This is a genomic window from Thermanaerothrix sp. (genome assembly GCF_056331585.1).
In genome coordinates this window covers 1-21284 of the sequence record NZ_JBWGPQ010000019.1, presented here as the reverse complement: position 1 = coordinate 21284, position 21284 = coordinate 1, and the positions used below count along the sequence as shown (strand labels likewise).

Here is a 21284-nt window from a genome sequence, read left to right as displayed (position 1 = left end):
CTTGCTTTTTCAGCCCATATGCCCGCGCCAAAGGAATTACCGCCATAACGCCAGTATTAGGTTGATTAAGGCTACCCACCACCCGCTCCGTGGCTTTGAGTAGACGTTCTACGGTGGCTTCATCTTCCACAATGGAAAACAAGGTGCGATTGGTATTTTCAATATGCTCTCGAAAATTTTCTAAAGAGGGGAACAGCGGAAAATCCTCCCGCCACGCCCCACCGCTTTCGCGGAATCGCACCAAACCTTTGCTCAAGAGAATCGTCACCCCACTCACCCCCACACCTTCCCACGCATCAAGTAGAGCATCCAAATTTTCAGGATCATTGAGGACAAACAAAACTAGAAACATAAACGTGAATCACCTCATTCAGGATTTTGACTCAAAAGTTTCCACCGAAGCTTCGGGGGTGGACACAGCTTCGATCATCTCGGCTCTGTCCTTCTTTTCCTGATGAGCAAATGTGGCTCGTAATAAGGGGGGTGTGACCAGGGTAGTTACCAGCACCATCGCCACAATAGCCGGAAAGACCTGCGGTGAAAGCCAGCCGTTATCCAGCCCAACTGTCGCCACAATCAACCCTACCTCCCCGCGTGAGACCATCCCTATTCCTAATTGTAGCGCTTCTAACCAGGAGTAACCCGAAGCCCGCGCCCCCAATCCTGCACCCAGGATCTTTCCGATGATGGCAACCAGAATCACCCCCAACATGATCCAAAAGGTATCGAGTCGAATTAGGTGAAGATCAACCGCAAGACCGACATTGACAAAAAACATCGGAATAAAGAAACCGTACCCTAAGGCACGCAAGCCACTTTCAATCTGTCCTTTTTCCGGCGTGCGCGCAAACATTAAGCCAGCCAGGAACGTGCCGGTAATGGCAGCCATTCCTCCAAGTACCTCGGCCGCTAAGCCATAAAGTAGCATTATGACAATAGCAAAACTTAATGCTGCCTGACTGATCGGTAGCTGGACTACGCGTTGGCTGAGCCGTGGGAGAATCCACAACCCGAACCCCATCGAAAGAGCTAGGAAAATCGCCATGCGCAACATAACCGGCAGAACGGTTGTCGGTGTTAAGCCACCATCGCCGAGAGCCAGAAAGATCGATAGGAATAAGATAACCAAAATATCATCGAAAACGGCTGCCCCCAGCAATCCCAGTCCAACTCGGGTGCGTAAGACATTCAGTTCCATTAAAGTTTGAGCCGAGATACTGACGCTGGTTGCCCCCAGAGTGAGGCCTAAAAAGAGCGCGCTATCTAAGGGCATGTGAGCCAATAGCCCCACCCCTGTCCCTAACGCTACCGGGACAATAACACCCAGGGAGCCACTTAATAGCGAAACACGCGTATTACGCACAAAATCGCGAATATGGAGTTCCATCCCCGCCAGGAACATCAGGATGAGAACTCCCAACTCGCCAATTTCATACACAAATTCCCCCAAATGGGCATCGGTGAAAATGTGCAGATGAACCAGGTCAATCAGCGAAGGACCAAGCAATAACCCAACCAGTAGCTCCCCGAGAACCGAGGGCTGTCCAAGGCGTGTGCTTATATAACCCGCGGCTTTTGCCGCGAACAGAATGATGGCAGAAACCAAGACAAATTGTAAAAACGGCGTCATGGCGGCTATGCTCTCAGGAAGTTTGTCCAAAGTTTACCATGAAATTGTTATCTTTTCTGAGACGAGGGATACGATATACTAAACAATGCAGGCTAGCAAGGAGATAATCTATGAGCGACCTTGAGAAGGAAAAACAACGCTGGGAAACCCAAACGTTACGTCCCTTAATTGAAAAATATCCTGAGCGCAAACCCGAATTCTTTACCTCATCCCAAATTCCGCTTCCGCGGGTAGCCCTTCCACCAAAACACTTCGATTACATGGAGAAACTGGGCTTTCCGGGTGAATATCCTTTTACCCGCGGCGTCCAACCCACCATGTACCGAGGTCGCTTATGGACCATGCGGCAATATGCCGGCTATGCCACCGCGGAGGAATCTAATCAGCGCTATCGTTACTTACTCGCTCAGGGCCAAACCGGCCTTTCGGTCGCTTTCGATTTGCCCACTCAAATTGGTTACGACGCCGATGACCCCATGGCAATCGGTGAAGTGGGAAAAGTAGGGGTGTCGGTATCGTCCCTGCGAGACATGGAAATCCTGTTTAAGGACATTCCTTTGGACAGAGTTTCCACCAGCATGACCATCAACGCCCCAGCGGCCATACTGCTGGCAATGTACATTGCGGTGGCTAAGCGGCAAGGTGTAGATCCTAAGTGGTTGCGCGGCACCATTCAAAACGACATCCTTAAGGAGTATGTAGCCCGGGGTACATATATCTTCCCGCCTGGACCTTCCATGCGCTTGATCACCGATGTCTTCAAGTACTGTGCCAAACATGTGCCACGCTGGAACACCATTAGTATCTCCGGTTATCACATTCGTGAAGCCGGCGCCAACGCCGTTCAAGAGATAGCCTTCACCCTGGCCAATGCCATCGCTTACGTGCAGGCTGCGATTGACTCTGGTCTCCAAGTGGATGAGTTTGCCGCCCAACTTTCTTTCTTCTTCGCTGCCCATAATCAATTCCTGGAAGAGGTCGCCAAATTCCGTGCTGCCCGCCGTCTATGGGCCCAAATTATGCGGGATCGCTTTAAGGCTCAGGATCCTAAATCTTGGATGCTGCGCTTCCACACCCAGACGGCTGGCTCCACCCTGACGGCGCAACAACCAGAAAACAACATCGTGCGTGTGACCATTCAGGCGCTAGCGGCGGTGCTTGGGGGAACCCAATCGTTACACACCAATTCCATGGATGAAGCACTCTGGCTGCCCACCGAAAAATCGGTACGAATAGCCCTGCGTACCCAACAGATTATTGGATACGAATCCGGAGTGGCAGATACCGTGGATCCGCTCGCCGGTTCTTACGTGATTGAATACCTGACTGATGAAATCAGCCAGCGCGCTATGGAGTACATTCATAAAATTGATACCATGGGGGGTGCCCTGGCTGCCATCGAGAACGGATACATGCAGCAGGAAATCCAGGAATCAGCCTATCGCTATCAACAGGCCGTTGAAAGTAAAGAACAAATCATCGTGGGCGTCAATGCCTTTCAAATTGAAGAGCAGTTGGATCTGGAGCGCCTAAAAGTAGATCCGGCCATTGAGGCTGCCCAGCGTGCACGGTTGGCCGAACTGCGTGCCCAACGAGACAACGCCAAAGTTAGCGAACTGCTTACACGCCTTGAACAGGCTGCCCGCGGAAGTGAAAACCTGATGCCGCTTTTTATCGAATGCGTAGAGAACGACATAACTCTGGGAGAAATTTGCCGCGTTTTGCGTCAGGTATGGGGCGAGTATCAACCCCCCACCTGGATCTGATCCAGAACGAGGTAATACTATGGCAAAAATCACGAAAATCAATCACATTGCTATTGCCGTGCCCGACATTGACACGGCACTTGCCTTCTGGCAAGATGCCTTAGGTCTAACGGTAGATCATGTTGAGGATGTGCCCAGTCAACAGGCGACGGTGGTGTTTATCCCGGTGGGTGACAGCGAAGTTGAACTGGTCAAACCGACCAGCGGGGACACCGGTGTCGCCCGCTTTATTGCCGAACGCGGGGGTGGCATGCACCATCTCTGCTTTGAGGTGGACAACATCGAAGAGATGCTCGCACAGTTAAAAGAAAAGGGGATTCGATTGATCAACGAATCCCCACTCGAATTGCCGGGCCGTAAAATGGCGTTTATCCACCCCAAAAGCACCGGCGGTGTGTTGGTCGAACTCTACCAAATCACCCGCTAGTGCGCTTTAACTCAAGCAATACGACGTGCTTCCATATAAAAGCGCTTCTCAATGGCCTCGCCCATCGAGAAAGTCTTTCGTGGTAGGACGCCATCCAGGATCACGGTGCGGAACAGTTCAGTCTTGGGCATAGCCGGCAAATAAAAGCCGTAATTTCCCTGCTGACGTCCTAAGGTGACCACCACCTCGCGACCGTGAATATAATCAATCTTAGCGCCACTCGCTTGCTTGAGCCAGGCATCCAGAAAAGTCTGCAGGGTCCCCACCGGCAGATTTGAGTCAGGCTGATAAACCTGCGCCAACCAGTACCCCTGCGGCGAGATCACACCAAAACAATGTTCGTTTTGAGTCGGTGGACAATGGACACGATCAACCATCTCATCTTCACTGACACAAGGCTGGAGGGTCAAGCGCTCCCCAAACCATGCTTTTAGGTCTGTTAACATATCACGCTGGGTGTTGAAGACAACACGGTGAATCGGCTCAAATTCCAGGCCTTCATCATAGAGATTTTCAATCTCAACCAGAGCATATCGCGCAGGATGGTCAGGGCCAACCTGGGCCTTGATCTTTTCCCACACGGATTTAGCCGTCGCGAGAGAGTGATTACCATCACCAACAGCAAAGAGTAGCACGCCTTTGTCATGATTAACACCGTATTTCGTATAAAAAACCTCAGGCGAAGCCAAGCGCTCCAGCGCCCGCATCACCTGTTGCTCCAAAGACAGGTCATCCACCCAACGCCCCCGTAAGCGACCACTTCCGAGCATCAAGTCAAAGTCGTACAGCAAAGGCAACCGCTCAGACTGTTCCGCTACCGGTTCGATCACCGTACGTTCCGGGTCGTCTATCAACACTAAGATATGCGGAAGTTCTAACAAGGCACCCTCACGAATGCGCATGCGGGGTGGAATTCGCTCTAGAATGGTCCCTTCGGTGGCTCGAATGAGTGATTGCGCACCCGGAGTGAATTCGTACTTCTCGAGATCCAGAGCCATGATCAAGCCACGCCGTGTCTTCTCACCGACGGTTCGTTCCACATAAATTAAGCCAGTATATGCTTCAAATAAATTAGCCTCAAGATAGCGCCGCATGGTTTCCTGAGCACTCTGAATACGCCGAGTTTCTTCCGGTGTCCCCAGGTAAACCTCCGGCAAGATCAAATGGAACGTTGAAGGTGCCTCACCAACCAGAGCAGCCACCTTTTCCCAATAGTCCGGTTGTGAGGTGAATTGATCACAGGCAATGACCGCCCATTTTTGGAGATCAATTCCCGGCTTGGGAAGAAGAACATCTGCAACCTGGACACCAATTTGAGGATAGTTTCGCATCGCAAACCTCGCGCAGTGAGATGATGAAACAGGCAATGTAATTCTATCAAACTTTACCTCTTGCCAGCAAATTTACCCGGCCCCCCTCAATCAAAAAAGGCCACACCGAGTAGGTGCAGCCTTGTTCAATAACCTTTTCTTGTGTTCTTACATACCCGCCATGTAAGCAATGCCTACAGTGCCCGGGCCGGTATGGGTGCCGATTACCGGGCTGACCTCCGCTAGCACCAATTCTACCAGCCGTTCTTGGGGATAACGCTGGCGCACCCGCTCCATCAGATCTTCGGCTTCTTGTGGTGCATTGGCGTGCAAGCAGGCAAAGCGCAGCGGTGACTGATCTCCAACCCGCTCATCTAAAAGGTCTAGCAAACGATCAATGGCCTTGCGTTGGGTACGAACACGTTCAACTGCCTCCACTCGCCCATCACGCAGTTCCAGCAAGGGTTTGAGATTAAGCGCTGTCCCCAGGAAGGCTGCTGCCCCACCAATGCGCCCCCCACGATGGAGAAACTCCAAGGTGCTGACCACAAACACCGCGCCAGTATGATTTACCGCCCGGTGCGCCAATGCTTTACATTCCTCAAAGGACGCGCCCTGAGCCGCCGCACGGGCTACACTGAGCACGTGATATCCCAATGCCATAGCCGTAACTTTGGAATCAACCAGTTCAATCCGCTCACGCTTGAGCATTTCACGGGCTTGAGTCGCCGAATCCAACGTTCCCGATAACTTGGCTGAAATATGAATGCTCACAATATCATAGCCTTCTTCGAGCAGGGTGGCATACACTTGGCGGAAGGCTTCCGGTGAAGGTTGTGAGGTTGTTGGCATAACCTTGGCGGTCTTTAGTCGGGTATAGAACTCCAGGGGTTGAATATCTACGCCGTCGCGGTAAGTTTCTTCGCCCCAAACCACCTGTAAAGGGACCACATAAATGGGCAATTCCTTACTCAACGCCTTGGGGATGTAAGCCGTGCTGTCAGTAACCACGGCAACCTTGGACATAGCATACTCCTCCTTTGACCAATCCAGTGCTATCCATTCTGGCATAGTTTAACACGGTTGGAGCAAAAAAGTTGCTGGATATCGAATGTCTTGAAGATGGGAAAAAAGCGGTCAAGCCACCCGGTTGACACTTGGCTCGATTTTGTATTACTATAAGTAATGCTCCAGGTCGGTCGGATGATCGCGGCCTCGCCAGGTGCGAGGCTGAGGAAAGTCCGCACTCCACAGAGCACGGTGCCGGGTAACACCCGGGGCGGGGTAACCCGCCGGACAGGGCCACAGAAACAGGTAGCCCTCGTGCTTTCGGGCACGGGTGGTGATAGTGAAAAGGTGGTGTAAGAGACCACCAGTACCGGTAGTAATACCGGTGGCTAGGCAACCCCCACCGGGAGCAAGGCCAAGCAGGGGCAAAGTCCGCATTTGCGGGCGGGAAGTTGCTCGCTTCCCTCGAGCCCGGGTAGGCCGCTAGAGCGGGTCGGCAACGGCTCGCCCAGAGAGATGATCATCCCGGCCGGTGCCGTCTCTGGTACGACCAGAGATACCCACCGGACGGACAGAATGCGGCTTACAGACCGGCCTGGGGTGTCTCTTTTTTCATCTCTCGTCCTTTTTAAGGAGGTATTCTCGATGACGTACGAACCGACGGCTTCGCCCCCTTCTGCTCCCCCACCACCCACCCCCCCTAACCGCCCGGGACTGGCTATTGCCTCCCTGGTGCTCGGTCTGATCACACTTATCGCCTGGTGTCTGCCGATTTGTGGCGCCCCGCTGGCGATTGCCGGGATCATCACCGGTATTTTAGGCTTAAGCAGCACCAACCGCGGTATGGCCATCGCCGGCCTGATCATCGCCAGCCTAGGACTGATCCTCTCAATTGTCAATTCCGTAGTGGGGATGCTGTTCGCGCCCCAATTCAGCCAGATGTTTGAAGAAATCCTGCGCGAACTTCCAGTGCAACCCTAATCTTTTCCCCACGGTTTTGCTAGCGTGACACAGCGGGCAGGAAAAAAGCATAGGGTAAGTCTTCCACCACCGTCAGAGTCACGGCAACATCAAAGGGCGAACCAAGAACATTTTCCCCTCCCTCCACCACCACCCGAACCACATCGGAATAGGTACTGGACGAAGCGGGAATCTTAGACCCATCTAGATTGATGAGCACAGAATTGCTTGGGGTGGTGCCGTTTGTCGGTGTGATTTGAATCCAATCTGGTGCAGAGAGGATACGCCAAGATATAATCTGATCATTCCCGCTGTTCGTTATTTGAAGGGTGGCTTGCGCGGGTAAGGCCTGACTTTTCGCTCGGTTGAACAAAAAAGATACTCGTGATGGCTGTACCGTAAGAACAGGCCCGCCTGTGGTTAGTTCAATTGAATCACAAGCCGTGTAAATTTGAGCGTCCTTCTTCAACTCGGCACAGACCGTGTGGATTCCCCGGGTCCACTTCAAACGCCACGACACTGTGGGCGAAAAGGGCCGCCATTCGCCCCACGGATCATCATCATTACGCAAGCGCATTTGTGTCCATACACCCATCCCGTAGATGTAAAGTTCCACGTTCGGATCTGAGGTTTGAGCATATTCGCGATTAATGACTAGGGGGTAAATTCCATCGCGCCGCCCAAAATTCTGCACCCAGTAACGAAAGTATGAGCCGCTTCCCTCGTCATAACCCACCCCGAGTTCCCAATAATTTGGAGATTCAATATTCGCACGATGGCCGTCAGAGCCCAGCCACCCTTGCATGACACTATCGGGCGATGCATACCCCGCGGCAATATTCTCGCCCAGATTTCGCCAATTTTTATAAAAAGCCGTGATCCGCGTGTTCCAATTGCAAACCGGGGTCAGAGTATTTCCACTGCGATCATACGAGTCATGGTAAACATAATCATCTTGGCGCATATCGCGGGCGTGGTAGCGAGCCGCGTTATCCAGTTCCGCCACGCGCTTAAGCGGGGGCAAGCCTTTTGAAGCCCGATGATCGTTGACCAGCTCAACGACGCGCTGTTCGAAATCAGCCCGAACCGGGCTGAGTGTTTCACTACCGGTAGCACACCCTGTAAACAGGGTCTCGAAATCCCCGGACTCGAACAAAACCGATGAGCCAACGGTTGGGAAAGGCTCTTGAGCCAAGGCAGCCCTAGTGGAAGCAAAGAATACCACCAGGCTCAAAAGTGCAAGGAGCATCCGCTCTAATCGGGAACCCATAGTTCTATTTTTCATCCTACCCGTTGTTCCTCATAATAATGGATTTGTCTTTAGGCGTTGCCTTACAATTCCTTTGCAATTCTTCAGTTTGGTCTGTCATTAGGCAAATTGTTGACGAATTATAAGGGCTGAATTATCCTTAGGTGTGGGGATGGGAGAGCTCCGGTGAGCTCCCCGGTCTTCAAAACCGGTGACGGGTCGCGTGGCGAGCCGTGGTGGGTTCGACTCCCATTCATCCCCGCCTGAATGTCATCCAGGCATTACGCCTTTGCACTGCAAATGAGATCAGGTGATGATTATGGATTTTTCTTTTGACCTCCAACGTCAGGACCTCATTGAGACCTATATCCGCCGTATTTTTTACATTGAGGACGTCACGCTAGGGAGTGAACGCACACCTTATCTGATACGTTACCGCGGACGATTGATTGCCCCCGATTCGGCCAGTGCTTATGATACCTTGAACATTCAACTCAAGCCCCTTGGCCTGACGCCGCTCTTCCGCAGCGAAGAAGGTCGTCATACGATTTACATCATCCGTGGTTTGCCTTCGGCGCGCCCTTCCAACCCCACGATTAATCTGATTTTCTTCATCCTGACTTTGCTCAGTGTTTGGCTTACCGGGGGTGTTCTGAGTAGCGAGGGAGAACTTACCGGCTCAGCATCACAGATCATCCTACAACTTCTCAAAAATGGCTGGCCATTTGCGCTTAGCATGATGGCCATTCTGGCTGCGCATGAGTTTGGGCACTATCTGATGGGACGCCATCATGGTGTGCATGTCACCTTACCCTATTTTCTACCCTTACCTTTTCCCATCAGTCCGTTCGGGACCATGGGCGCCTTTATCAATATGAAGGAAGTGCCCAAGAACCGGCGTATTCTCATGGATATCGGCATCGCCGGGCCGCTCAGCGGATTAATCGTCGCAATACCCGTTTTACTCATCGGCTTGTCCCTTTCACGCCTGGAACCCCTGCCGGCCTTTCCCCAACCCGGCGCGTTGGGACAGGCACAACTAGAGGGCAACTCGATCCTTTATCTTTTGCTTAAGTTCGTGGTCTTTGGCCGCCTATTACCTGAACCGGCCACCTACCAGGGTTTGCCGCCTTTGCTTTATTGGCTTCGCTACATTTTCACCGGGCAACCCTTGCCGTATGGCGGTGTGGATGTGATCTTGCATCCGGTGGCGTGGGCCGGCTGGGGTGGCTTATTGATCACGGCCCTAAACCTAATCCCTGCCGGGCAATTGGATGGGGGGCACATTCTTTACACCCTTTTCGGGCGCAAGCGTGCCCAGGCGCTCTTTCCGGTCATTTTGGCTGTGCTCATCCTGATGGGTTTTATCTGGAGTGGTTGGTGGCTGTGGGCCTTGCTGATCTTCTTCTTCGGTCGCACCTATGCCGAACCTTTGGATCAGATCACCGAATTGGATGGGCGGCGACGCCTGATCGGTGCAGTCATGTTGATCATCTTTGTGCTGATCTTCACCCCCGTTCCGCTAGTCTTAATGCCATGAAACGATAATCCTATGACCAATGAAGAATTGGCGGCCGTTTTTGAACGCATAGCTAACCTCTTAGAAATCAAGGGTGAAAATGTCTACCGGGTGCTATCCTATCGGCGCGTGGCCGAATTACTGCGCACGCTAGGGCAAGACGTCCACGTCTTAAGGGCACAGGGACGATTGCAAGAGATACCTGGCGTGGGCAAAGCCATTGCGGAGAAAATTGAAGAATTGCTGGACACCGGAGAACTGGGTTTATTGAAGCGTCTCGAAGCCGAGGTACCCCCTTCGCTCATTGATTTGCTCCAAATTCCCGATGTGGGTCCAAAACGCGCCGCCCTGTTTTGGAAACAAGCCGGTATTACCACCCTCGAAGCCTTGGAAGAAGCTGCTCGCGCCGGACGCTTACGCCACTTGCCCGGCATGGGAGAAAAGAGTGAGGCCCGCATCCTGGAAGGCATTGAGGCACTGCGCCGTCGTTCTCACCGCCTGCCATTAGGGGTAGCCCGCCCCATGGCCTTGCGTTGGTTGGATTGGCTGCGCCAACAGCCTGGTGTCGTGCGGGCCGAACTGGCCGGAAGTCTGCGCCGCTGGCGTTCAACGGTGGGCGACCTTGACCTGGTAGCCGCCTCTCATCAACCCCACGCCCTGATGGATGCATTTGTTCTCCATCCTGAAGTTTACCGGATCATTGCCCAAGGCGAAAACAAGGCTAGCATTGAAACTAGAAACGGCACTCGCCTGCAACTATGGTGCCAGCCCCCGGAGAAGTTTGGCAGCCTCTGGCAATACGCCACTGGCTCCAAAGATCATAACGTTCGCCTGCGCGGGCTGGCCCAGAAGCGCGGCCTTTCCCTTTCCGAACACGGGCTCAGCGATGAAGATGGTCATGAGATACACTTTACTACCGAGGAAGACCTATATTATGCATTAGGGTTGCCATGGATTCCACCTGAATTACGAGAGGATCGCGGGGAGATTGAGGCGGCGCTCAATGGCACATTACCTCCCATGCTGCAACGAGAAGATCTTAAGGCCGAATTACACACCCATTCCAACTGGAGCGACGGCGCCGCAACCCTGGATGAGATGGTCTCAGCGGCTTACCAGCGCGGGTTGCGGGTAATTGCCATCACGGATCATTCGGCGGGGCTAGGCATTGCTAACGGCCTCACCCCCGAACGCCTACGTGAGCAACGCGCTGAGATTGAAACCCTACGCCAGCGCTGGGGGGATAAAATTATCATCCTTCAAGGGGCTGAAGTTGAAATACGCGCGGATGGTCATCTGGATTACCCCGATGAGGTATTGGCGGAATTAGATATCGTCATCGCCTCGCTTCATGTCAGTTTACGTCAACCGCGAGCAGAAGTTACCCAGCGCCTGCTCAATGCCATTCGCAACCCCCGGGTAGATATTATTGGTCATCCCAGTGGACGCTTACTCCCGAACCGCGAGGGTGCCGACCTGGATTGGGAAACGGTATTATCTACCGCCCAACAATATGGAGTTGCCCTGGAAATCAATGCCAATCCAGCCCGGCTGGACTTGGACGATGTTTACGCCCGCCGCGCAGCCGAGATGGGCATCCCTCTGGCCATCAACACTGATGCCCATACCCCCATGGATTTTGATTTGATCGAGTATGGTATTGGCATCGCACGACGCGCCTGGGTCGAGCCGTCTCAAATCATTAACACCTGGTCCCCCGAACGATTTTTGGCCTGGCTACGCGCCCGCGGTTAACCTCAGGGCAACCTGGCGCTATAAAGCATATTGCCAAATGCCATAATGATATTACGCCCGGGTGTAACCGTGAAAGCCGTGGCTGCTTGTTGTGGCAAACGTTCGCCCTCAACCAACGAGGGGCGAAATTGTTGTTGCACACTAAGCATCAGGCTGACGTAATAAACGGATTGTCCAGAGGATTCCAAAAGATAGATAGCCGGATCGGGTGGTGGTGTTAACACCCAATCAGAAAACGTTACGTCCAAGTGTGGCACTTCCTGGACTTGCCCATCTTGGGAAAGACGGAAGGGGAAAGGATCCTGGCATTCGACACTACTGACCCCACTACAGCGGCTGACGTGACCATCGTCAAAGAGGATAAAAATGTCTTCCTGGAACGCCACCAAGGACTTGGCATTACTTAGAGGAATGACCTGTGAGCCAAAAAGCGGTTTAGGCCGATCCACAAAATCCCACTGACTGCCCTGATATTCGTATAAGCCGTTCTGCATGGCATCCATAACTACAAGATTGCCCTGACGCACAGTAATGCTTTTAACCACGCCCCACCCCTGATCGGGGGGCTGCAGTGCCACCGCATCTAAAACAGGCTCACCGCCCTTAAAGCCGCAATAAACCAAGTTGCCATTGGCATCAATGACCATCACTTGGGCACCGTGGAGGTTGGACGCCGGCAAGGCCATCATATCTACAAATGGTCCGACGATCAATGAACCAATCTGTCCCGGACGGCAGGCAAATTGGGAATCAAGCGCATAACCACTTTCCGTAGCCACCAGGCGCAGAATGCTTCCCTGATTGCGATCCAGCACGTAGAGATCCTCGCTTTGGGTTGCCACAATTTTACCGATCTGGAAGTTTCCTCCAATCCCTCCCGGCAGTAAGGCCTGAAAGACCAACCGCTGAATCCCGGCGAGGGCATCCAAGTTTTGGTAGATGGTCATGCGCAGGGACTTTGAATCTGTGCTCTGGCCATATCGCTCCGCCTTATCCACCCAGGTTAGGGCGGCTTCGAGGTTGACACGCTTCAGCGCTGGATCAGACTGCCCCAGCGCCTGACTAACCACCTGCTGTGCTTGCTGGAGGTAAAGGCGATGCTGCTCCATTCGCCCTTGTTGCCAATACACAATCACAGCTACTGTTACCACCATCAGCGGGATTGCCACAGCCAAGAAGGCCAACGTTCCGGGAGAAATACGGAACGGCGTGCTTTCAGTCGGAAGCACGCGCGAGAACACGTTATCTATCCCTCGTTTCAAGGGTACAGCAACCCGCTTCCATCCCCACCATAGTTTCCAAAGAACACCCGCCAGCGCATGCCCCCACCCTGCCGGTGATCTAACTTTGGAATGTGTGGCTGATGCCGTTTGAGCACGCGGCGGAAGTGGGGCAATGGTGGTTTCATGTCGGTCTGCCATAGAGGGTGTCGGCACCGCTCCAGACACAGCGGGTGAGGTACGAGTGGCAGAGCGAGAAGAACCAACGATATCCCCCCCAAGCAGGCGCGCTTCTCCCGGTTGAAACGAAGGCGCGGGCCCAGGCTCTACTCCGCGGACGGGAGCAGGGGGTGAGGTTTCCAAAGACATATTGGAAGGGACAGGTTGGCTTTCGGCCAGGCGAATTTGTCCACTGCCTGCTTTAACCTCAACCCAAACACCTTCAGCCGCCTCTAAATTAATCCCTTTTGATAAACCCTGGCCTTCCAATGGCAATGGCATCAACGTTAACCATCCCCCTGCACCAGGTTGTGCCGCCCAAAGACAGAAACGCATTCCCCACGTTTGGCCAATCCCCAATCCGCGTCCGGCTTGTTCGGGTAATAACGCATCTCGCATCTCTTGACCCGCAAAGAGATAAGCATGCACCGGGCCACTTAGCGCTAAATAAACCTGCGCTCCCCGCAAAACAATTGCCGCACCCAGGAAAGGTGAAGAGGTTTTCTGAACCTGATTGAAAGTGAGGGCTTGCCGGTTGAGATGCTCAAACGCTTGGCGTAATGCCAAGCTCACCGATCCGCGGGTGCGGTAATAGTGAAGGGCTGCTTGCTCTAACCAGCCTTTGAGGGGAGTCTCATCTGCGACTTTGCTTGTGGATGCCCATATTGCCAGCCAAATCTGCTCATGTTCCCGTCCACGGGCAAGGCGCCGCGGCGGCACGGCAAGATAGTGAACAAGTCGCACGCGCTCATCAAATCGCGAACCGGGTTTTAGGATCAGATCCACCACTCAAAACACCTCTTCCAGATCAGTTCATGGCATCGCATGCAATTTACGTGCCAGACCCGACACTGCTCAAGCATCCCGTTGCGCTAAAATGGCCTGTAACATAGCCTCATCTTGACGTAGTAGACCCGCCGCCGGCAACCGCGTCAGCAACTCCGCCCAATCGGAGTTACGAGCAAACACCTGTTTAAAAATGGGAAGCGCCTCATCCAGCTGTCCCAGCTCCGCCAGGGTTACGGCATGCCAAAATGGCAATTCGTCAATCTCGGGTGCCATGAGAGCCGCTTGGCGATAAGCCTCCAAAGCCGCCTCAACCCTGCCCTCGGCCAGGTGGGCATCTCCCGCATTCATTTGTTGATACGCACGATGTAATGTGACCAATCGGCGCAGCTCCGCGATGGGCTGAGGGTGATCCTCTACACGCAAATCCATTACCACGCCTTCCCAAGATTGGGTTGTTCGCTCTCCTTTGACGATCAAAATACAGGCAGATTGCTGTCCGCGAATGTCACCCCCAACAGCCTGTGCGGCCTCCAACGCCGCCAAAAGACGCTCAGCCAAATCGCCGCGTTTTTCCTGGTAAGCTTGGGCCATCGCTGGCCATACTTGCGTATCTTTCATCATGTTGGCTTGTACTGAAAAGCCATCCCCCTGAAAATGCCCGGCGGCCTTGATACACCGCGCGCCGGTATGCACCGCAACCCGCCCCTTAGCATCCACCATCGCGACCTGGCGCACCTCGCGCCCCTCATCCATTTGTAAAAGGGCTTGCAATGCTACCGACGCCGAAAGACCAGCTCGCATGAGCGCCAGCCCGCGTGGGCCATAACTGATCTCCACCATGGACTGCGTGGCCACAACCCCAACCCCGGCCTCGCCCCAAGCCACAATGGAGCCCACCGAAAACCAGTGTGACTGAACTGCCACGCCCATCCAACCCGTCTGAGGATCACGGGCAACGATGGAGAACGTATGCACCAGCGGAAAGCGCAGACCTGATGTGAAGGGTTTTATCATCACTCACCTCCCATAAGGATGACACTAGAGGGTAGAAGAAGAACGGGCACCGGATCGCCCACGCGCCAAGCGTTCCAACCACCACACCACAACAAACCCCACTCCTATCAAGCCGAATAAACCCCAGGTCTCTATTTCTGCGAATGACGGCCAGGTATTATTGACCATCTCGACAAACACCATCGTTTCTTCATGTGCCTCTTCCCATGCTTTCCATGGCCATAAACGGCGCAAGGATCCGGCCATCAATCCACAGAGAAAGGCTAACGTAGCATCGTGGTAACGCCGCAATAACCGCGTTAGCAGACGTGCCATTAGGCTCAACCCCAAGACCGCTCCCAACCCGAATACCGCCAAAGGAACGACCTGAAAATTGGTTACAGCGGTGAGGACATCCTGATACTTCCCCAATAAAACCAGCACCAACGCTCCAGAGACCCCCGGTAAGATCATCGCGCAAATGGCTGCAAACCCGCTTAGGAAGAACGCCCACAGCGCCCTTGGCGTTGAAAGCGCCATTGCACCGGCTAGGGCAAAGGCCACCGCACCCCCTGCCACAAACAGGCCTGCATAGTGAAGTTTCCAGCGCTGAACGCGACGGCTGACGAGAACGGTGGAAGCCAACACAAAACCAAAAAATAACGCCCAAACCACCTGCGGATAATGGATCAACGCCCATTCCAACGTATGGGCAAGGGTAAAGGCACCCCCTAAAATCCCCAGGGCCACAGCCAACAAAAATCGCCAAGGAGTCTGCGACCACAAATACCCCCATTCTCGCGGTCTGACCAATTGCTGGATCACCTTCAAGTCTGCCATTGAACGAATTGACTGGATCAACTCCTCGTATAGTCCGAGCAATAACGCCACCGTTCCCCCCGAAACCCCCGGCACAGCATCCACGGTACCGATCAGAAAGCCTTGGACCACCAAATTTAGGTAATCGCGCCATGAACGTAATGAAGGATGTGAAGGCCTAGGAGACATCAGAACCCCTTGTTGGAAGATATACGAGAACATTGTTCTTGATTTTACCATTAGTACTGACCGACTCACTCGACCCCTGAACCTACACCTGGGAGGAAGAATTGACAAATGTCACTTGAATCGCCGTGAACAATCTACTAGACTTATAAACAGGAGAATTATCTCGCACAATCGCGCGTTTCGCTTTCGCTCCCGCCGGTTTCAACGTAACGAAAAATAACGTTCAGTCATTCCATCGTGGCCTCTTCCCAGCCCCGTTTAGAAGGAAAGGAGGTGAGGGAGAGTATTCTGTATTTGACTAAAAGGCGGTTATCTTTGAATCCAGGTTTTGCCAATTAGGAGGGGAGTATGGCACTCGGAGGTTATGCCAATCGAATTGCCCATGTAGATCTAAGCACAGGCAAAGTAACCTATGAGCCCATCCGCGAAGATTGGGCCCTGAAATACATCGGCGGGCGCGGTTTAGGGGACAAATATGTCTTTGAGAACGGCTATCAGGTTGATCCCCTATCACCCGAAAATATTCTATGTTTCATGACCGGACCACTCACCGGCACCGAGGTCACCATGAGTGGCCGTATGGCGATTTGCACGAAGTCACCCTTAACCGGCACCATTACCGACAGCCATCACGGCGGCTGGTCCGGTGCACGTCTCAAGTGGGCGGGGCTAGATGGGATCATCGTCAAAGGTAAAGCGGCCAAACCCGTTTATCTCTATGTTGAAGATGGCAAGGTTGAGATCCATGATGCCTCCGAATTGTGGGGCAAGACCGTTCATGAGACCATCAAAGCCCTGCAAGAGAAGTACGGTGAGAAAGACCTGAGCGTGCTGGCCATCGGCCCGGCGGGTGAGCGTTTAGTCAAATTTGCTAACTGGATCAATGAGGATGACCGTGCCAGCGGTCGCGGTGGTACCGGCTGCGTGGGCGGGAGCAAGTTGCTTAAGGCCATTGTGATCAAGGCCGAGAAGAAGATGCCCAAGGCAATGGATCGCGAACTTTGGAAGACCGCGCACCAGCAGGCCCTGGCTAAAATCATGGATCCGGCTAACGTCACCAGTCCACGCAAGGGTGGCCTCTCGGTTTACGGCACCAACGTCCTGATGAACATCACCAGCACAATGGGCGCCTTGCCTGCACGCAATGCCCAACGCGCCTCGTTTGTGCCCAAGTCCGAGAAAATCAGTGGTGAGTGGGTCAAAGAACACATTCTGGTAGATGATCCAACCTGCCACGCCTGCCCAGTGGCTTGCAAGAAAGAAGTAGAGATCAAAGAAGGGCCCTTCGCTGGCTTGCGTATGGAGTCATTGGAGTACGAGCCGGCTTGGTCCCTCGGCGCCATGTGCGATAATGACGATGCTGCCGCCATCGCCAAGATGATTGACCTTTCCAACGACTATGGCTACGACGCGATTGAAATTGGTGATGTGCTGGCCATGTATATGGAAGCCACCCAGCGCGGCTATGTCAACGGAAGCGGTGGCCTGCAATGGGGCGATGTGTTTGGCATGATCGAGGTCATGCGCAAAATTGCCTATCGCGAAGGCATAGGCGACATCTTGGCTGAGGGCACTGAAAAAGCGGCAAAACAATTTGGTCACCCTGAAATTGCTATGACGGTCAAGGGCATGGGTATCCCGGCCTACGACCCACGTGGTCTGAAGGGTATGGGGTTGGGCTATGCAACCAGCAACCGCGGCGCTTGCCACCTGCGTGGCTACAGCCCTGCCTCCGAACTGGGTTTGATCCCGCTTAAGACCGATCCGCTAGCCTGGGAGGGCAAAGGCAAATTGCTCAAACTGCTCCAGGACCTGCACGCCTTCTCGGATAGCCTGGATCTATGCAAATTCAGCGCCTTCGCCGAGGCAGCCGAGGACTACGCCGCCCAATTCTCAGCTGTCGTGGGCGTTCCCTTTACTGCCGATGATGTCCTGAAGACCGGTGAGCGCATTTACAACCTGGAACGCTACTACAACAACCTGTGTGGCTTTCGCGAGGGAAGCGACACCCTGCCTAAGCGCTTCCTTGAAGAACCATCGCAAGAACAGGGCTCATTTGGCCATGTCTGTGAATTAGACAAAATGCTCGAGGAATACTACCGCGAGCGCGGCTGGGTCAACGGCGTGGTGCCGGAGAGCAAACTCAAAGAACTGGAGATCATCTAGTTCCCTGTTTTTCCCTTTCCTGGCGAGAGCGTATGGTCAGTCATACGCTCTCGCCCCATTCTGTTAACCTTACCCACCACCTACAGGTGGGAAAATATCCAAGCGATCCTCGGGTTTTAGTGGAGTTTGCAGTCCTTCGGGCAGATAATGCACATCACGGCCATTGACAAAGCAGTGAACATAGGGCAAGAGGTTGCCCTGTTCATCTACCATTTGCGTGCGTAAGTCCGGAAAGCGCTCAAACAAGTGCTCCAACACCTGTTGAATGGTGCCCCCATCGTCCAGCGGCACCTCTACCGTCTTTCCTCCCACAATTGGGCGGAAGGTCGCATAAAAATGAACCACCATCCCTTTCTCCCTCCATACTGTAATCCTCTCATTTGATTTTATCAATTTTCCGCTGTGTTATTCAATCACCATTTTTGGGGTCTTTTGCTTGCAATTTTCGACCGCCCAACCTACAATAAGCAAGAAAGAGCAACCCGTTCTTAAAAAGGGGTCTTGTATGGTTTTCAAAGCCACGCCCTCCACCTTGAAAATCCTGATCATTGATGATGATCGAGATACCTGTGATTTGGTGCTTAGCGTGCTGGAAAAGGAGAACTATCAAGTCTTGACAACCACGCAGCCCCAATCAGCACTGCGCTTGTTGCAGCACGAAGCGGTGGATATCGTCATTCTGGATATTATGATGCCGGATTTAGACGGTCTGAGCTTGCTCGAAGCATTGCGGCGGGAAACGAAAGCCCCCATCCTGATGTTGACAGCGCTTTCCGACCCCCGCGTCATGCAGCAGTGTTATCACCTGGGCGCAAGCGATTATCTGGTTAAACCCTTTGCAATGTCTCAATTGAAAGAAAGGGTTCGGCGCCTGGCGGAGAAGGTTCCCCCTCGCATAGTACCCAGCACCTCCTGGAAAGCCAACTTTCGGCTGGATCCACAGCAAAATCTGCTCCTATATAAAGAGACGCCCGTTCTCCTCAGCCCAACGGAAACTCGACTGTTCCAATTTTTGATGGACAATGCATTTCACGAAGTCACTTGGGACACCCTGTATCATGCCGGATGGGGAAATGAAATTCTGCCCGAAGCAACCGCCCGGGCCCTGGTCGAAAATACAATACGCAGTCTTCAGTATAAATTACAGTCTGATTCTGGCGAAACGCCCATTATTCAGAGTACAATGGGGGGCTACATCTTCCTACCTGAATAAAGGATAACATCCTCGTTATGGCCTCCTCACGTCCTACATCACAACACTGGCTGACACTACTAGGGGTCGGCAGCGGGGTCCTAATGGCCACGCTCGACTCCAGCATCGTCAACATTTCCCTCCCCACCCTGGTCGAAGACCTTCACACCGATTTTGCGACCGTGGAGTGGGTCGTTTTAGCCTATGTACTGGTACTGACCGCCCTAATGCTGGGCGCTGCCCGGTTGGGTGATCTTTACAATAAGAAGCGTCTTTACCAGATCGGGTTAATCATTTTCACCCTGGGTTCTTTGCTGTGCGGCCTGGCGCCCACAATCACAGCCCTGATTATCTTCCGCGCCATTCAAGGTATCGGCGCCGCGTTTACCCAGGCCCTCGGCACCGCCATTGTCACTGAAGTCTTTCCTCCTGAATCACGCGGACGCGCTCTGGGCACCATCGGGAGCATCGTTTCCACCGGCATTGCCGCCGGTCCGCCGCTGGGTGGAATGATCATCGCTTGGGCAGGGTGGCACTGGGTGTTCCTGGTCAACCTGCCAATTGGTATCATTGCATCGTTCATTGTGCATCGGGTTGTACCCGACCTGCGCCCCGAAAAACGCGAGGGCGGCTTTGATATGCTAGGAGCCGTGATTCTGTTCATGACCATGGGATGCTATGCTCTGGGTATGACCATGGGGCAAGACCTGGGGTTCGATACCCAATGGCCAAGAATTCTCCTCGGGATTACACTTGTCGGGTTGATTACCTTTGTCATTGTTGAGCGCTGTCAACAATACCCCATGGTGGATCTGACCCTATTTCGCAACACCCTCTTTTCGATCAACCTGTTAATGGCGTTCCTGGTTTTCATCGTTATGGCCGGGATGTTTCTAATGCCGTTTTTCTTAGAACTGGTGCAGGGTTACCCAGCGCAACTGGTAGGGCTGTTGATGATGGCGCATCCGGTAGCGATGGGTATAGTCGCCCCCCTGGCCGGCGCCCTTTCCGATCGCTATGGGTCACGAGGGATCAGCCTGCTCGGGTTGATTGTGGTGATCCTCGGTTGCCTTTCTGTCGCCTCCATCCAGCCCGGGCTCAGCCCTCTGGGATTTGTCTTGCACTTGATCCCCTTTGGGATTGGGCTAGGCATGTTCCAATCGCCCAATAACAACGCCATTATGGGGTCTGTGCCGCGCAACCGCCTCGGCATCGCTTCTGGACTCCTCGCCCTGATGCGAACGCTGGGTCAAACCTCAGGGCTTCCTCTTATGGGCACCTTGTTCGCCCTACAAGTGCGCGCGGCGGCAAACCTACCTCCCAATTTTGAGGTGACCCAAGCCAACCCTCAAGCCCTGCTTGCCGGCTTACGGGGCACTTATCAGATTGCGGCATTGGTCATCCTTATTGCTACCTTACTGGCCGTGCTGGCACTATGGCTGGATACCCAGCGTCGCAAGCAAGCTGCTTACTCTGTTGTAAGCAGTGAGCAAAAAACGTGTCACTAAGCAACCAAAGAAAGGAACTGTTTTCATGGACAAAGAAGCCATCCGCCACGACATCCGCAAGTTGTTAAAAACCTTTGGTGTGCAGGCCGATGAGGCCATTATGCGTTATTTGGAACAGACTCCTGGCACTTTTCCGCTCCGACTGCGCATCACCCTGGAAGACATCACAGATTACGGTTCTATTCCCCCTGCCACGTCCCTGCACCTCACCGTAGAGGGCGAAATCCGCCGCCATTCTTGATCCAAATACGTGGCGACATTGTGGCAAACTTCGCTATGATCGCAGATCAAAGCCTAAGCACCGAGAAATTTCAGAGTGAACAGGTCAGCACAATTGCGTTGGGGCATGCCGTTCACGACACGTATTCGGCGTTTCTTCCTTCCTTTCTGCCTTTGCTGATAGAGCGCTATGCGCTCTCCAAAACCGAGGCGGGCCTGCTTCCTTTTCTGACCCAAGCGCCTTCAATTTTACAACCCTTCATCGGTTATTTGGGAGATCGGGTTGGGTTGCGCTTGTTGCTCTTCCTCGGTCCGGCGGTTACCGCGATTATGATGTCCCTGGTCG

At 53.4% G+C, this 21284-nt stretch carries 18 protein-coding genes, 1 tRNA gene, 1 other RNA gene and 1 pseudogene; 12 read left to right on the top strand and 9 right to left on the bottom strand.

The genetic code is table 11. The features are described from left to right. Both AC01YT_RS08175 and AC01YT_RS08170 read right to left on the bottom strand, forming a co-directional pair. A partial coding sequence (locus AC01YT_RS08175; protein ID WP_476674408.1) for a hypothetical protein occupies nucleotides 1–352 on the bottom strand: 352 nt, incomplete at its 3' end. 18 nt (nucleotides 353–370) lie between these two features. Continuing rightward, nucleotides 371–1630, bottom strand: a complete 1260-nt coding sequence (locus AC01YT_RS08170; RefSeq protein ID WP_476674406.1) for a cation:proton antiporter — start codon at nucleotides 1628–1630, stop codon at nucleotides 371–373. Nucleotides 1631–1740: 110 nt separating this feature from the next. On the opposite strand from AC01YT_RS08170, the gene AC01YT_RS08165 reads away from it, so the two are divergent. Together AC01YT_RS08165 and mce are read left to right on the top strand one after the other, a co-directional pair. Then, on the top strand, nucleotides 1741–3396 hold the full coding sequence (locus tag AC01YT_RS08165) for an acyl-CoA mutase large subunit family protein (protein WP_476674404.1): 1656 nt from the start codon (nucleotides 1741–1743) through the stop codon (nucleotides 3394–3396). A 19-nt stretch (nucleotides 3397–3415) separates the two neighbouring features. Then, complete coding sequence (mce, locus tag AC01YT_RS08160; protein WP_476674402.1) at nucleotides 3416–3823, top strand: methylmalonyl-CoA epimerase; 408 nt, start codon at nucleotides 3416–3418, stop codon at nucleotides 3821–3823. A gap of 11 nt (nucleotides 3824–3834) precedes the next feature. Here mce and AC01YT_RS08155 read toward each other — a convergent pair whose 3' ends face one another. Beyond that, nucleotides 3835–5154, bottom strand: coding sequence for a DUF1015 domain-containing protein (locus AC01YT_RS08155; RefSeq protein WP_476674400.1), 1320 nt, complete (start codon nucleotides 5152–5154; stop codon nucleotides 3835–3837). 147 nt (nucleotides 5155–5301) lie between these two features. After that, entirely contained in the window at nucleotides 5302–6159 is an 858-nt protein-coding gene (locus AC01YT_RS08150; protein WP_476674398.1) for a DegV family protein, read from the bottom strand. A gap of 165 nt (nucleotides 6160–6324) precedes the next feature. Here AC01YT_RS08150 and rnpB point away from each other — a divergent pair. Next, nucleotides 6325–6743, top strand: an RNA gene (gene rnpB / locus AC01YT_RS08145) — RNase P RNA component class A. A 43-nt stretch (nucleotides 6744–6786) separates the two neighbouring features. Continuing rightward, nucleotides 6787–7122 carry a DUF4190 domain-containing protein gene (locus AC01YT_RS08140; RefSeq protein WP_476674396.1) on the top strand — a complete coding sequence of 112 codons (336 nt, stop codon included), beginning with the start codon at nucleotides 6787–6789 and terminating at the stop codon, nucleotides 7120–7122. Nucleotides 7123–7141: 19 nt separating this feature from the next. On the opposite strand, the gene AC01YT_RS08135 is transcribed toward AC01YT_RS08140, so the two are convergent. After that, entirely contained in the window at nucleotides 7142–8386 is a 1245-nt protein-coding gene (locus AC01YT_RS08135) for a CAP domain-containing protein (RefSeq protein WP_476674394.1), read from the bottom strand. A 132-nt stretch (nucleotides 8387–8518) separates the two neighbouring features. Between AC01YT_RS08135 and AC01YT_RS08130 the strand changes: the two genes are divergently transcribed. From AC01YT_RS08130 to polX, 3 genes are all read left to right on the top strand, one after another. Beyond that, nucleotides 8519–8612 (top strand) — tRNA-Sec (locus AC01YT_RS08130). Between the two features lie 57 nt (nucleotides 8613–8669). Continuing rightward, complete coding sequence (locus tag AC01YT_RS08125) at nucleotides 8670–9890, top strand: site-2 protease family protein (RefSeq protein WP_476674392.1); 1221 nt, start codon at nucleotides 8670–8672, stop codon at nucleotides 9888–9890. A 12-nt stretch (nucleotides 9891–9902) separates the two neighbouring features. Then, the gene (gene polX / locus AC01YT_RS08120) at nucleotides 9903–11624 is read left to right on the top strand and encodes a DNA polymerase/3'-5' exonuclease PolX (protein ID WP_476674390.1); all 1722 of its coding nucleotides are present in this window, start codon (nucleotides 9903–9905) and stop codon (nucleotides 11622–11624) included. 2 nt (nucleotides 11625–11626) lie between these two features. Here the strand turns inward: polX and AC01YT_RS08115 are convergent, their stop codons facing one another. The 3 genes from AC01YT_RS08115 to AC01YT_RS08105 form a co-directional block, all read right to left on the bottom strand. Further along, complete coding sequence (locus tag AC01YT_RS08115; RefSeq protein WP_476674388.1) at nucleotides 11627–13852, bottom strand: hypothetical protein; 2226 nt, start codon at nucleotides 13850–13852, stop codon at nucleotides 11627–11629. A gap of 66 nt (nucleotides 13853–13918) precedes the next feature. Further along, the gene (locus tag AC01YT_RS08110; RefSeq protein ID WP_476674386.1) at nucleotides 13919–14866 is read right to left on the bottom strand and encodes a DUF1028 domain-containing protein; all 948 of its coding nucleotides are present in this window, start codon (nucleotides 14864–14866) and stop codon (nucleotides 13919–13921) included. 24 nt (nucleotides 14867–14890) lie between these two features. Then, complete coding sequence (locus AC01YT_RS08105) at nucleotides 14891–15853, bottom strand: DUF368 domain-containing protein (RefSeq protein WP_476674384.1); 963 nt, start codon at nucleotides 15851–15853, stop codon at nucleotides 14891–14893. Between the two features lie 348 nt (nucleotides 15854–16201). Between AC01YT_RS08105 and AC01YT_RS08100 the strand changes: the two genes are divergently transcribed. After that, the gene (locus tag AC01YT_RS08100) at nucleotides 16202–18019 is read left to right on the top strand and encodes an aldehyde ferredoxin oxidoreductase family protein (protein ID WP_476674382.1); all 1818 of its coding nucleotides are present in this window, start codon (nucleotides 16202–16204) and stop codon (nucleotides 18017–18019) included. 69 nt (nucleotides 18020–18088) lie between these two features. On the opposite strand, the gene AC01YT_RS08095 is transcribed toward AC01YT_RS08100, so the two are convergent. Further along, nucleotides 18089–18367, bottom strand: coding sequence for a ubiquitin-like small modifier protein 1 (locus AC01YT_RS08095; RefSeq protein WP_476674380.1), 279 nt, complete (start codon nucleotides 18365–18367; stop codon nucleotides 18089–18091). A gap of 157 nt (nucleotides 18368–18524) precedes the next feature. Between AC01YT_RS08095 and AC01YT_RS08090 the strand changes: the two genes are divergently transcribed. The 4 genes and pseudogenes from AC01YT_RS08090 to AC01YT_RS08075 all read left to right on the top strand — a co-directional run. After that, nucleotides 18525–19232 (top strand): response regulator transcription factor, encoded by a 708-nt coding sequence (locus AC01YT_RS08090; protein ID WP_476674378.1) that lies wholly within the window; start codon nucleotides 18525–18527, stop codon nucleotides 19230–19232. A gap of 17 nt (nucleotides 19233–19249) precedes the next feature. Continuing rightward, on the top strand, nucleotides 19250–20719 hold the full coding sequence (locus tag AC01YT_RS08085; protein ID WP_476674376.1) for an MFS transporter: 1470 nt from the start codon (nucleotides 19250–19252) through the stop codon (nucleotides 20717–20719). Between the two features lie 25 nt (nucleotides 20720–20744). Further along, on the top strand, nucleotides 20745–20960 hold the full coding sequence (locus AC01YT_RS08080; RefSeq protein ID WP_476674374.1) for a DUF6494 family protein: 216 nt from the start codon (nucleotides 20745–20747) through the stop codon (nucleotides 20958–20960). A gap of 35 nt (nucleotides 20961–20995) precedes the next feature. Then, nucleotides 20996–21284 (top strand): annotated as a pseudogene (locus AC01YT_RS08075) (MFS transporter); the annotation flags it as partial.